Below are 12,760 nucleotides of genomic sequence, written 5' to 3'. Positions count from 1 at the left end.
TCTTCTTGGCTATGCTTTGCCTTATTTTTTCTGCGTCAACGCAGACTGGCTTGCAAAGTACGCAGCCAGGTCTTCGATCTCCGACGCCGACAGCGGCGCTGCCATCGGGCTCATCATGGCGTTCTTGCGTGTCCCCTTCTTGTATGCCGTAAGGGAATGAACGAGGTAGTCCACATTCTGGCCAGCCAGCTTGGGAAAGGTCGCAACTGCACTGTTGCCATCTGCGCCATGACACGCAGCACAGGTGACGGACTTGGCCTTGCCGCGCGCAACATCGCCCGCGGCATGCACCGAACCAGCCAACATCAACAAGCCCAGCGAGAGAGTCAGGTATTTATTCATCATCATCGAGCTCACTTCTTCGCGCCAGCGTAATACGCCGCGATGTCGGCCATGTCCTGATCGGACAAAGTGGTGGCAATGCTGTTCATGTCGGGATGCTTCCGATCACCGGATTTGTACGCCTGTAGCGCACTGACGATATAGGCTGCATGCTGGCCACCCAGCTTGGGCACTTGATAAGTATCCGGGAAGGTCGTGCGATATCCGGGAATCCCGTGGCATCCGATACACATGGATACCTTCTTCTTGCCAATCTGAGGACGGCCATCCGCTGCTTGTGCAGCAAATGCGCTCAATCCCAAGCCCGCCGCCAGCAGCACAGCCGTGATTTTCATGATTGCTTTCGATTGCAATGAGTTGAAATTAGTAACGCTTGCAATGCACAACGGCATTGCACGAAAAGTGGCGATTTTACAGGGCTTGTGATTGATATCAAACCCCAAGCCCCGGAGTCCTGATGCGGGAATGGCTCACGCGAGAAAACGTCGCGCCCAGAACAGACAGGCAATCGTCTTCGCATCGGTAATTCGGCCGTCGAATACGCAGGCTTCCGCGTCAGCAAGGCTCATTTCAAAAACCTCGAGAAACTCGCCTTCATCGAGCCGCTGGCCTTCGTACTTCAAGCCTCTCGCGAGGAACACTTCGATATGTTCATCTGAGTAGGCTACGCAAGGGTGCAAAGTCGCGATGTGTTGCCAGGAGTCAGCTACGTAGCCGGTTTCTTCCAGCAACTCACGACGCGCGCAGGCCAGTGGCTCCTCACAAGCGTCCAGCTTGCCAGCAGGCAATTCCATGAATACTTGCCCTACCGGGTAGCGGAACTGGCGTTCGAATACCAGCACACCCGGGCGCAGCTCGGCAATGACGATGCAGGCGCCGGGATGTTTTATGAACTCGCGAATCGACTTCGAACCATCCGGGAGGCGCACTTCATCGCGCCAGGCTTTCAGCAGCTTGCCGTCCAGCAGTTGTTCGCTCGAAACGCAAGTCTCGTCCAGCGCAGTATCGATGATCGTCACTGGAAACTGCTCAGAACGAACCGTGGATGACGAGACTGCAGAAGTACATCAGCAAGTTGGGGAACAAGCCGAAGGCTGCGACAGCGAGAACATTGGCAGACAGCACGACACGCACCCCAACACCTGCAACGATGGGGGACTCATCGATAGGCTCGTCGAAGTACATCAATTTCACGATACGCAGATAGTAGAAAGCACCAATCAGCGACATCATGACAGCCAACACTGCGAGCCAAACATGGTCTGTTGCCACGACGAACTGCAAGACGAGGAACTTCGAGAAAAAGCCAACGAAGAACGGGATGCCAGCCATCGAGAACATCACCATGGACATCATTGCTGCCCACCAGCTGTTGCGCTTGTTGAGCCCCTTGAAGTCGCTGATCTGATCAGCTTCGAAACCAGCGCGGGACATCAACAGGATCATGCCGAAGCTTGCCAGCGTGGTCAGCACATAGGTCACGACGTAGAACAACGCTGCCGAATAGGCGTTGTCAGCAAGGTAGCGCTCGCCTCCCACCACGCCTGAAGCCAGGCCCAGCAGGATGAAGCCCATATGGCCAATCGTCGAGAACGCGAGCATGCGCTTGATATTGGTTTGCGCGATCGCCCCGAGATTACCGATGACCAGCGAGCCGATTGCAAGCAGGATCAGCATCATCTGCCACTGTTGAGCGAAGTCCCAGAAGCCTACGGCCAGCAGGCGGAATGTCATCGCAAATGCAGCAAGCTTCGGCGCTGAAGCAATCAACAAGGTCACCGCTGTCGGTGCACCTTGATACACGTCCGGCAACCACATGTGGAAAGGCACTGCGCCCATCTTGAAGCCTACCCCTGCCACCACGAAAACCATGCCGAACATCAGCACGGGGCGATTCGCCTGCTGTTCGAACAAGGCGCGTGCCACATCGATGATATTGAGCGTCTGGGTAGCGCCATAGACCATCGAAATCCCATACAGCAGCAGACCTGATGCCAGGGCCCCGAGCACGAAGTACTTCATGCCGGCTTCGGTTGACTGTGTCGAATCGCGGTTGATAGCGACCAGCGCATAGGACGACAGAGACAACATTTCCAGGCCGAGATACACCGTCAGCAGACTGCCTGCCGAGATCAGGATCATTGACCCCAGCATCGAGAACATGACAATCAGGTAGTACTCGGCCGACTCCAGGCCACGGTCAATGAGATAGCGACGGCCATAGAGAAGGCTCGTCAATACAGACAGCGCGACCCACAGCTTGAGGAAATCACCCAGCGGATCGTCGATATACATCTGGCCGAAAGTGAAGCCCACGTCACGACCGGAGAGCAGCGCAACGAGAGCCATGCCGACGACCGTTGCTTGCGTCAGCCAATAAGCCACCGTTGCGCCACGACGTACGAACGACACGATCAGCAGCACCACCAAGGCCATGCCCGCAACGAACAGCTCAGCGGCAGCCGGGTAAAAGTCTGGTATCTGGAATTCCATTTTATGCCTGTCTGATTTTCAGTATCCGGATCACAGCCGACTTACAGCTTGCCTGCCGCTACGTGCTGCAGCAGATTGCTCACGGACGCATGCATCACCTCGGTGATCGGCAATGGATACAGGCCCATCACAAGCACGCACACGGCGAGCACCAAGAGGAATGCAAATTCACGCTTGTTGATATCGTCAAGCTCTGCCACATGCGAGTTGGCGACTGCGCCGAACACAACGCGCTTGTACATCCACAAGGTGTAGGCCGCGCCCATGATCAGCGTGGTCGCCGCGGCGAAGCCAATCCAGAAATTGAATTTCACCGCCCCGAGAATGACCATGAACTCGCCAACAAAACCGCTGGTTGCTGGCAAGCCTGCATTGGCCATGGCAAACAGCATGAACAATGCAGCGAACTTCGGCATGCGATTCACGACACCGCCGTAGTCAGCGATCTGGCGGGTATGCATCCGGTCATAGAGCACGCCGATACAAAGGAACATGGCTCCCGACACGAAACCGTGCGAGATCATCTGCACCAGCGCGCCTTCCACACCCAGCTGGTTGAACATGAAGAAGCCGAGTGTGACGAAACCCATGTGCGAAATCGAAGAGTACGCCACAAGCTTCTTCATATCGGTCTGCACGAGCGCGACGAAACCGATGTAGATCACTGCGATGAGCGACAACGTGATCATCAGCGGTGCGAAATACTGCGCAGCATCCGGTACGACGGGCAGCGAGAAACGCAGGAAGCCGTAGGCACCGAGCTTCAGGCCGATAGCAGCCAGCACCACCGAGCCGCCCGTCGGCGCTTCGACGTGGGCATCTGGCAACCAGGTGTGCACGGGCCACATTGGCACCTTGACTGCGAACGAAAGCAGGAAGCCCCAGAAAATCCAAGCCTGCGCGGACTCACCCAGCTTGAGTTCGTGCCAGTCGAGAATGCTGAAGCTACCGCCAGAATGCTGGAACAGATAGATGAATGCCACCAGCATCAACAACGAACCAAGCAAGGTATAGAGGAAAAACTTCAGCGCAGCGTACACACGGTTCGCCCCGCCCCAGATACCGATGATGAGGTACAGCGGAATCAATGAAGCTTCGAAGAACACATAGAACAGCACGCCATCGAGCGCGGAGAAGATCCCGTTGAGCAAGCCCGACATGATCAGGAACGCTGCGTTGTACTGCGCAACCTTGGTCTGGATCACCTCCCAGCCAGCCACCACGATGATCAATGTGATGAAGCTGTTCAGCAGGATGAAGGGCATTGAAATGCCGTCCACGCCAAGGCTGTAGTTGATCCGCATGTAGGGTATCCATGCGGCCTCTTCCTGGAACTGCATGGCCGCACTGGCGGCATCGAAGTGCGAGAACAGCGGCAAGGTGACAGCCAGGCCCACGATGGCCGTGATCAACGCGATCACGCGAGCAATGCCGGCATTGCGATCACTACCGCTGACGAGCGTCAGCAGGCCACCGAAGATCGGTATCCAGATGGAAAGACTGAGGTAAGGCACACCGGTCATCTGCAGGTATCCGTTAATTATTTTGTGTTCAGAGCAGGTTCAGGAGCTTGCCGAGCAGACTCACCGGGAACATCCAGACCAGCAATACCGCAACACCGGAAATGATCCAGAAAGCGTAGTGATAGACGAAGCCGGATTGCAGCGCGCGCATCAACTGCGAAATGCCGCCAACCACACTGACCGAACCATTCACGGCAAGACCATCAATCAGCGTCTGATCGCCCGCCTTCCAGAAGATGCGGCCCAATCGACGAGCTCCGCCTGCAAAGACGATTTCATTGAAGCGGTCAAAGTAATACTTGTTCTCAAGCAGGACATACAGAGCCGAGCAACGACGCTGGATGGCCGCAGGGATATCCGGGCGCTTGAGATAGAAGAACCAGGACAGCAGCACACCCGCCATGGCCAGCGCGAACGGCAAGCTCGTCAGTCCATGCAATGCCATGGCAAGAGGCCCATGGAACTCATGACCCAGTTCCCCGAGCACGTCGTTGTGTTCAGCTACAGTGACCACGCCCTTGAACCATTCGCCGAACAGCATGGGTTCAATGGTGAAGAAACCGATCAGCACGGAAGGTATCGCCAGCAACACCAGAGGCACAGTCACGACCCATGGTGACTCATGCGGCTTCTGACCGGGCGCCAGACCGTGATGATGTTCATCGTGGTCGTCTTCAGCGTGTGCGTCGTGCGCATGATCGTCATCCGCGTGATGATGATCGTCATGCGTTGCGGCCGCATGGTCGTCGTGATGCGCATGGGCCTTGCCGAAACGCTCTTCGCCATGGAAGACGAGGAAGTACATGCGGAAGGAATAGAAGGCCGTGATGAACACGCCTGCAATCACGCAGAAATACGCGTAGCCAGAACCCCAGCGATGCGACTCCTTGACGGCCTCGATGATCGAGTCTTTCGAGTAGAAGCCCGACAAAAGCGGGAAACCGATCAAGGCAAGCGAACCAAGCAGCGACGTAATCCACGTCACCTTCATGTACTTGCGCAGACCACCCATGTTGCGGATGTCCTGATCGTGATGCATCCCGATGATGACCGAACCGGCACCGAGGAACAGCAGCGCCTTGAAGAAGGCGTGCGTCATCAGATGGAAGACGGCTGCCGAGTAAGCAGAAGCGCCGAGCGCGACCGTCATGTAACCAAGCTGCGAAAGCGTCGAATACGCAACGACGCGCTTGATGTCGTTCTGAATGATGCCGAGGAAGCCCATGAACAACGCCGTCGTCGCACCGATCACCAGCACGAAAGACAAGGCTGTTTCCGACAGTTCGAACAGGGGCGACATGCGTGTCACCATGAAGATACCGGCCGTCACCATGGTTGCAGCGTGAATCAGCGCCGAAATAGGTGTCGGACCTTCCATCGAATCCGGCAACCAGACGTGCAGCGGCACTTGCGCGGACTTGCCCATTGCGCCAATGAACAGGCAGATGCAGATCGCCGTCATCATTGGCCAGCCCGTCGACGGAACAGTCATGGCAGCCAGTTCCGCGCCCTTGGCGAAGACTTCGGCGTAATTGAGCGTACCGGCGAAAGCGGCGATCAAGCCGATGCCCAGGAGAAAACCGAAATCGCCAACACGGTTAACGAGAAAGGCTTTCATGTTGGCGTAGATCGCCGTCGGCCGCGTGTACCAGAAGCCGATTAGCAGATACGACACGAGGCCCACAGCTTCCCAGCCGAAGAACAGTTGCAGGAAGTTGTTGCTCATGACGAGCATCAACATCGAGAAGGTGAACAACGAGATGTAACTGAAGAAGCGCTGATAGCCTGGATCTTCACTCATGTAGCCAACGGTGTACAGGTGCACCATCAGTGACACGAAAGTCACGACCAGCATCATCATCACTGTCAGGCTGTCGATCAGGAAGCCGACTTCAAACTTGATACCGCCACTGGTTGCCCACGTGTAGAGCGCACCATTGAAGGTGTGACCCGCGCGGACGTCCAGGAAGATGTAGCAGGACGCGATCAGCGCTACGAGCACGCCAAGAATGGTGACGACATGCGCTGCCGTGCGGCCGATGGCGCGGCCGAACAGGCCGGCCAGAATGGCGCCCGCCAACGGGGCAAGGGGAACAAGAAGGTAGAGTTTCTGCATCGCGGTCATTGTTTTGATCTCAACCCTTCAGGCTGTCGAGGTCATCGACATGAATCGAACGCATGTTGCGGAACAGCACCACGAGAATGGCGAGACCGATTGCTGATTCGGCAGCCGCAACCGTCAGGATGAAGAACACGAAAATCTGTCCATCCAGATCCTGGTAGTAGGACGAGAAGGCGATGAAATTCATGTTCACAGCCAACAACATCAACTCGATGGCCATCAGCAGAACGATCAGGTTCTTCCGGTTGAGGAAAATGCCGACCACGCTGATGGCGAACAGGATGGATCCGAGAATGAGTACGTGAGAGAGCGGCAGCATCTTGTTATTCCTCTCCCGCCGAAGGCATCGACACAATCCGCATGCGATCTGCCGCCTTCACGGCAATCTGCTGGGCAGGATCAACGTTCTTCAGGCCCTGACGACGACGGAAAGTCAGTGCCACTGCCGCGATCATCGCGACCAACAGGATCAAAGAAGCAATTTCAAAGGGATAGGCGTAATTCGTGAACATCTCGCGCGCCAGATCCTGGGTGTTGCTCTGCGCCGCAGTCGGCCCCGGAGCAGGCTCCAGGTGGAAGTAGCTGCCGTTGAGCACCATGGCCATCTCGCCCACCATCACCAAAGCAACGATGAGGCCTACGGGCAGGTAACGCCAGAAACCCTCGCGCATCTTGTCGATATTGATGTCCAGCATCATCACAACAAAAAGGAAAAGCACCATGACCGCGCCCACGTAAATCAACACGATGGCGATCGCGAGGAACTCGGCATGCAACATCATCCAGATTGCGCCCGAGGTGAAGAAGGCCAGCACCAGGAACAGCGCCGAATGAATGGCATTGCGCGAGGTGATGACCAGCAGCCCGGAAGCCACCAGTACCGTCGCCAGCACGTAAAAGAAGATCGTCGAAATTTCCATGAGCTTGTCAGCCAGCCTGGCTTTGCTTGTCCTTGGTATCCCGGTTGTCCGGGCCCTGCGTGTTCCTGAAATCCGTGCGAACTACCGGGCGACGCTTTATCGATACTGAGCGTCGGCTTCGCGGTCCTTGGCGATCTGCTCCTCATAGCGATCACCAACAGCCAGCAACATCTGCTTGGTGTAATAGAGATCGCCACGCTTCTCGCCGTGGTACTCGAAGACACGTGTTTCGACAATCGCATCGACCGGGCACGCCTCTTCACAGAACCCGCAGAAGATGCACTTGGTCAGATCGATGTCATAGCGCGTCGTGCGACGGCTACCGTCGTCACGCTGGTCGGATTCGATAGTGATCGCCATCGCGGGGCACACGGCTTCGCAAAGCTTGCATGCAATACAGCGCTCTTCACCATTGGGATAGCGACGCAAGGCGTGCAGGCCACGGAAACGTGGGCTCTGCGGCGTCTTCTCTTCCGGAAACTGTACGGTGATCTTGCGCGCAAAGAAATGCCGCCCGGTCAGGGCAAGGCCCTTGACCAGCTCACGCAGCAACACACTGCCAAAGAATTGATTGACTGCACCCATAGCGAAACCTACTTCCAGATCGACAGCGGCGACATGATCCACAGCCCGGTAACAAGTACCCAGGCAATGCTGATCGGAATGAATATCTTCCAGCCCAGACGCATGATCTGGTCAAAGCGGAACCGCGGGAAGGTCGCACGGAACCACAGGAACAGGAACAGCACGAAAGACGTCTTCGCCGCCAGCCAGAAAAACCCATCCGGCAGGAGGCTCACCGGCGACAACCAGCCACCGAGGAAGAAGGTCGATGTCAGCGCCGACACCAGGATCATGTTGGCGTATTCGGCAAGGAAGAACAGCGCGAAAGCCATGCCCGAATACTCGACCATATGACCAGCAACGATTTCCGACTCACCTTCAACGACGTCGAACGGAGCGCGATTGGTTTCGGCTACGCCCGAGATCAGGTAGATGATGAACATCGGCAGCAAAGGCAACCAGTTCCAGCCGAGGAAACTGAACCAGCCTGCATGCTGTGCGATCGCATTCGTGTGCTGCGCCTCAACGATGGCCGAGAGGTTCAACGAGCCGGAAATCATCAACACGCAAACCAGTGCGAAACCCATCGCCAGTTCGTAGGACACCATCTGCGCGGACGCGCGCATGGCTCCCAGGAATGCGTACTTCGAGTTCGATGCCCAGCCCGCGATGATCACGCCATACACGCCGAACGAAGTGATGGCCATCAGGTAGAGCATGCCGGCATTGATGTCGGCCAGCACCAGGCCCGACGAGAAAGGCACGACCGCCCAAGCTGCCAACGCAGGCGCAAACGCCAGCACGGGAGCCAGCAGGAATAGCGCCTTGTTCGACTGGTGAGGAAGAATCACCTCCTTCAGCAGGAGCTTCATGCCGTCTGCAATCGGCTGCAGGAAACCAGCCGGGCCAACGCGGTTAGGCCCGATCCGTACCTGCATGTAACCAATGACCTTGCGCTCGGCAAGCGTCAGGTAGGCAACGCACAGGAAAATCGGGATGACGATGGCAACGATCTTGATCAGCGTCCACACCAGGGGCCAGATGGTGGGTACAAAACCGGCTGGCAGGTGGATGATGTTCGCCACGTACTGGACGATATTGAGGAGCATCGCTTCCATCATGCGGGCTCCACCGTCAAGTCACCGAACAGCGGGCCCAGTGCGACTGTGCTGGCATGCGCAGACGAAACACGTACCGTGCCAAGCGGCAAGGTGTCATCGGTCTTGGCCTTGAGGATCACTTCGCCTTGTGCGCTACGCACGGCGATTGGCGCCCCCTCCTCCACACCCAGCTCACGCAATTGCGCTGAATGCAGGCGTGCGGTCGGCAGCGCTGAATCCCGTGTTTTCTGCAACGGCACAGAACGGCGCACCAGCGGGTCAGCAAAATGCAGTGGCACATCGGCGATGCGCTGGATACCTGTTGCTGCAGGCGAGCCGTCAGGCGTAAAGCCAGCCACCGTATTACCAAGACGGCTGGCCGGCTCACCCAAGGCAAGCACTTCAGCCAGTACCGCTTCCGAACTTGCTTGCTCGAAGCCTTCGAGATCCAGCAGATTGCCGAGCACGCGCAACACCTTCCATGCTGGACGCGTCTCGCCAAGCGGCTTGGCTGCAGCGTTGAACGACTGCAGGCGGCCTTCGGTATTCACGAAGCTACCGGACGTTTCCGTGAACGGGGCAATCGGCAGCATCACATCCGCATACTCGGGCGCCTTGCCTGCAAAACTACCCAGGTAAATGACCGAAGCAGCACCGTCTAGCGCAGCACGCGCGGCAGCGCCGTCGGCAACATCCAGCTCGGCTTCGGCGCCGAGAACCATATAGGCTTTGAGACCTGCCGCAACCATGCTGCGCACGTTGCCACCTGATTTCGGTACCGCACCCGCCAAATAGCCGCCGACCGAATTGGCGGCTTCACCAATCACGCCGAAGCTGGCATTGGCAATGCGCGCAATATCCTGAGCAACTACATACAGCGAGCTGTACTGCGGATGCTGGACAGCCAGATTGCCAAGGAACACGGCACGCTTCTCGCCGGAGGCAAGACTCTCTGCGATCTTCGTTGACTCATCCGACGCAACTGCCGAAGAGACGATTGCAGCGCACTCTGGCGCAACGGTAGCGTTCTGAGACGCGGCAAGTGCCCCCAGTACGGCAGCCAGTGTATTCACCAACGCGACAGGCGAGACGATGGCTTCAGCATCGATCGGCATGAGCCAGTCTTCACGCGCCACGTGCACGCGAGAAACATTCGCGTACTGACGCGTGGCGCGGCGCAAGCGCTGCGCCAGCAGTGGGTGATCCTTGCGCAGGAAGCTACCAATCACCAGCGCAGCATCCAGCGTGCTCACATCGGCTACCGGCATTCCGAGCCAGGGCGCGCCAGCGAGTTTGCCATCTAGAGCAAAATCGCTCTGACGCAGGCGGAAATCGACATTATCGCTACCCAGGCCACGCACGAACTTCTGTGCGAGATACAGCTCTTCGAGCGTACTGTGCGGCGACAACAATGCGCCGACACTGTTCGCGCCATGATTGGAAACAATGTCCTTGAGCGTCTTCGAGACATACTCAAGCGCAGTCTGCCAATCAACCTTGTGCCATTCGCCACCATGCTTGATTTGCGGCACGCTCAGGCGGTCGTCGGACTTCAGCCCCTCGTACGAGAAGCGATCCTTGTCGGACAGCCAGCATTCATTGACCGCTTCGTTCTCGAGCGGCAAGACGCGCTTCACTTCGTCCAGCTTGGTTTGCACGATCAGGTTGCTACCCAGCGAGTCGTGCGGGCTCACCGACTTGCGACGGGCCAGCTCCCAAGTGCGGGCAGCAAAGCGGAATGGCTTCGACGTCAACGCGCCGACCGGACACAGATCGATGGCGTTGCCGGACAGCTCGGAGTCGACCGTACGGTCAACGAAGGTCTGGATCTCGGAATGCTCACCACGCCCCGACATGCCCAATTCCATGATGCCGGAGACTTCCTGGCCAAAACGCACACAGCGCGTGCAATGGATGCAGCGGGTCATGTCGGTCGAAATCAGTGGGCCGAGATTCTTGTTGAAGACAACGCGCTTCTCTTCCTTGTAGCGCGATGCGGAACCGCCATAGCCGACCGCCAGATCCTGCAGCTGGCACTCACCGCCCTGGTCGCAGATAGGGCAATCCAAGGGGTGATTGATCAGCAGGAACTCCATGACAGCCTTCTGCGCTTTCACGGCCTTCTCGGAATGCGTCGTGACCTTCATGCCAGGCGTCACAGGTGTCGCGCAGGCAGGCAACGCCTTCGGAGCCTTCTCTACTTCGACTAGGCACATGCGGCAATTGGCCGCAATCGACAATTTCTTGTGATAGCAGAAGTGCGGCACGTAGGCACCCGCCTTGTTGGCAGCATCCATGACGGTGCTGCCATCGGGTACTTCAACCTTGTTGCCGTCGATTTCGATCTCAAGCATCTGTATCAACCCACATAAATCTTGCTGCCTTCGCGCTGCACTTCAGGCGGCACGACACAGCACTTGTTATCGACGTGATGCTGGAACTCGGCACGGAAGTGCTTGATGAAGCTACGCACCGGCATTGCCGCGGCGTCGCCCAGCGCACAAATAGTGCGGCCCATAATGTTTTCCGCGACGTTGTCCAGCACGTCCAGATCTTCCTGACGGCCCTGTCCACTTTCAATGCGGTGAATGATGCGATACAGCCAGCCGGTACCTTCACGGCAAGGCGTGCACTGCCCGCACGATTCTTCGAAATAGAAATAGGCCAGGCGCTCGAGGGCCTTGACCATGCAGGTCGTCTCGTCCATCACGATCACGGCGCCCGAACCAAGCATGGAGCCCGCCTTGGCGATCGCGTCATAGTCCATGGTGGTCGCCATCATGATGTCTGCGGGCAACACAGGTGCTGATGAGCCACCGGGAATGACGGCCTTGAGCTTGCGGCCACCACGCATGCCACCAGCCATTTCCAGCAGAACAGAGAATGGCGTACCGAGAGGAATCTCGTAGTTACCCGGTTTGTTCACGTGGCCCGACACCGAGAACAACTTGGTGCCGCCATTGTTCGGCTTGCCCAGATTCAGGAAGGCATCACCACCTTCGCGAACGATGTAGGGCACGGACGCAAAGGTCTCAGTGTTATTGATCGTCGTCGGCTTGCCATACAAACCGAAGCTAGCAGGGAACGGCGGCTTGAAACGTGGCTGCCCCTTCTTGCCTTCGAGCGATTCGAGCAAGGCTGTTTCTTCACCACAGATATAGGCGCCATAGCCATGGTGCGCATACAACTCGAAGCTGAATTCCGAACCGAGGATGTTCTTGCCTAGCAGCCCCGCCGCACGTGCTTCAGCCAATGCTTCCTCGAAGCGCTCGTACTCCGCAAAGATTTCGCCATGGACGTAGTTGTAACCCACCCCGCTACCCATTGCGTAACCGGCGATGATCATGCCTTCGATCAGCGCATGCGGGTTGTAGCGCAGGATGTCACGATCCTTGAATGTCCCGGGCTCCCCTTCATCCGTATTACAGACGACATACTTCGCGCCCGGAAACGAGCGTGGCATGAAGCTCCACTTCAGGCCCGTAGGAAACCCTGCGCCGCCACGTCCACGCAGCGCAGACTTCTTCAGTTCGCCGATGATCTCGTCCGGCTTGATGCCATTGGCGATGATCTTCTTGAGTGCCTCGTAACCACGGCGCTTGAGATAGTCTTCAAGACGCCAGGTGTTCTCACCAGCAATGCCGTCGAGAATAATGCCGTGGCCCGAAGGCATCGCAGCAGGTGCGTCAGGTGTGC

General features: G+C 57.3%; 12 protein-coding genes. All 12 read right to left on the bottom strand.

What is annotated here, in order from left to right:
- Positions 1 to 21: 21 nt before the first annotated feature.
- Positions 22 to 348 (bottom strand): c-type cytochrome, encoded by a 327-nt coding sequence (locus tag VVD49_RS14710; RefSeq protein WP_327599930.1) that lies wholly within the window; start codon positions 346 to 348, stop codon positions 22 to 24.
- A 5-nt stretch (positions 349 to 353) separates the two neighbouring features.
- Positions 354 to 785: a c-type cytochrome gene (locus tag VVD49_RS14705; protein WP_327599929.1), complete on the bottom strand. Its 432-nt coding sequence runs from the start codon at positions 783 to 785 to the stop codon at positions 354 to 356.
- Positions 786 to 812: 27 nt separating this feature from the next.
- Positions 813 to 1,352, bottom strand: coding sequence for an NUDIX hydrolase (locus tag VVD49_RS14700; protein ID WP_327599987.1), 540 nt, complete (start codon positions 1,350 to 1,352; stop codon positions 813 to 815).
- 19 nt (positions 1,353 to 1,371) lie between these two features.
- Positions 1,372 to 2,835 (bottom strand): NADH-quinone oxidoreductase subunit NuoN, encoded by a 1,464-nt coding sequence (nuoN, locus tag VVD49_RS14695; RefSeq protein WP_327599928.1) that lies wholly within the window; start codon positions 2,833 to 2,835, stop codon positions 1,372 to 1,374.
- A gap of 41 nt (positions 2,836 to 2,876) precedes the next feature.
- Positions 2,877 to 4,358, bottom strand: a complete 1,482-nt coding sequence (locus VVD49_RS14690; protein ID WP_327599927.1) for an NADH-quinone oxidoreductase subunit M — start codon at positions 4,356 to 4,358, stop codon at positions 2,877 to 2,879.
- A 28-nt stretch (positions 4,359 to 4,386) separates the two neighbouring features.
- A complete protein-coding gene (gene nuoL / locus VVD49_RS14685) occupies positions 4,387 to 6,483 on the bottom strand; it encodes an NADH-quinone oxidoreductase subunit L (RefSeq protein WP_327599926.1) in 2,097 nt (698 codons plus the stop codon).
- Positions 6,484 to 6,493: 10 nt separating this feature from the next.
- Complete coding sequence (nuoK, locus tag VVD49_RS14680; protein WP_327599925.1) at positions 6,494 to 6,799, bottom strand: NADH-quinone oxidoreductase subunit NuoK; 306 nt, start codon at positions 6,797 to 6,799, stop codon at positions 6,494 to 6,496.
- A 4-nt stretch (positions 6,800 to 6,803) separates the two neighbouring features.
- Complete coding sequence (locus VVD49_RS14675) at positions 6,804 to 7,400, bottom strand: NADH-quinone oxidoreductase subunit J (protein WP_327599924.1); 597 nt, start codon at positions 7,398 to 7,400, stop codon at positions 6,804 to 6,806.
- 96 nt (positions 7,401 to 7,496) lie between these two features.
- On the bottom strand, positions 7,497 to 7,985 hold the full coding sequence (gene nuoI / locus VVD49_RS14670) for an NADH-quinone oxidoreductase subunit NuoI (protein ID WP_327599923.1): 489 nt from the start codon (positions 7,983 to 7,985) through the stop codon (positions 7,497 to 7,499).
- Between the two features lie 8 nt (positions 7,986 to 7,993).
- On the bottom strand, positions 7,994 to 9,082 hold the full coding sequence (nuoH, locus tag VVD49_RS14665) for an NADH-quinone oxidoreductase subunit NuoH (RefSeq protein WP_327599986.1): 1,089 nt from the start codon (positions 9,080 to 9,082) through the stop codon (positions 7,994 to 7,996).
- Positions 9,082 to 11,418 carry an NADH-quinone oxidoreductase subunit NuoG gene (gene nuoG / locus VVD49_RS14660; protein ID WP_327599922.1) on the bottom strand — a complete coding sequence of 779 codons (2,337 nt, stop codon included), beginning with the start codon at positions 11,416 to 11,418 and terminating at the stop codon, positions 9,082 to 9,084. Before nuoG ends, nuoH begins: the two co-directional genes overlap by 1 nt.
- Before the next feature lie 5 nt (positions 11,419 to 11,423).
- On the bottom strand, positions 11,424 to 12,737 hold the full coding sequence (nuoF, locus tag VVD49_RS14655) for an NADH-quinone oxidoreductase subunit NuoF (RefSeq protein ID WP_416384906.1): 1,314 nt from the start codon (positions 12,735 to 12,737) through the stop codon (positions 11,424 to 11,426).
- Positions 12,738 to 12,760: the final 23 nt, after the last annotated feature.

Source organism: Uliginosibacterium silvisoli, from assembly GCF_036017035.1.
Taxonomy (GTDB): Bacteria; Pseudomonadota; Gammaproteobacteria; order Burkholderiales; family Rhodocyclaceae; genus Viridibacterium; species Viridibacterium silvisoli.
Note: the sequence above shows the minus strand (reverse complement) of the source record. Positions and strands in the feature narration are given on the sequence as shown.

What these genes read in the sequence shown, in the direction of transcription:
- VVD49_RS14710 (WP_327599930.1), bottom strand. Translation starts at nt 348, where the DNA reads ATGATGATGAATAAATACCTGACTCTCTCGCTGGGCTTGTTGATGTTG.
- nuoI (WP_327599923.1), bottom strand. Translation starts at nt 7,985, where the DNA reads ATGGGTGCAGTCAATCAATTCTTTGGCAGTGTGTTGCTGCGTGAGCTG.
- nuoK (WP_327599925.1), bottom strand. Translation starts at nt 6,799, where the DNA reads ATGCTGCCGCTCTCTCACGTACTCATTCTCGGATCCATCCTGTTCGCC.
- VVD49_RS14675 (WP_327599924.1), bottom strand. Translation starts at nt 7,400, where the DNA reads ATGGAAATTTCGACGATCTTCTTTTACGTGCTGGCGACGGTACTGGTG.
- nuoG (WP_327599922.1), bottom strand. Translation starts at nt 11,418, where the DNA reads ATGCTTGAGATCGAAATCGACGGCAACAAGGTTGAAGTACCCGATGGC.
- nuoH (WP_327599986.1), bottom strand. Translation starts at nt 9,082, where the DNA reads ATGGAAGCGATGCTCCTCAATATCGTCCAGTACGTGGCGAACATCATC.
- nuoL (WP_327599926.1), bottom strand. Translation starts at nt 6,483, where the DNA reads ATGACCGCGATGCAGAAACTCTACCTTCTTGTTCCCCTTGCCCCGTTG.
- VVD49_RS14690 (WP_327599927.1), bottom strand. Translation starts at nt 4,358, where the DNA reads ATGACCGGTGTGCCTTACCTCAGTCTTTCCATCTGGATACCGATCTTC.
- nuoF (WP_416384906.1), bottom strand. Translation starts at nt 12,737, where the DNA reads ATGCCTTCGGGCCACGGCATTATTCTCGACGGCATTGCTGGTGAGAAC.
- nuoN (WP_327599928.1), bottom strand. Translation starts at nt 2,835, where the DNA reads ATGGAATTCCAGATACCAGACTTTTACCCGGCTGCCGCTGAGCTGTTC.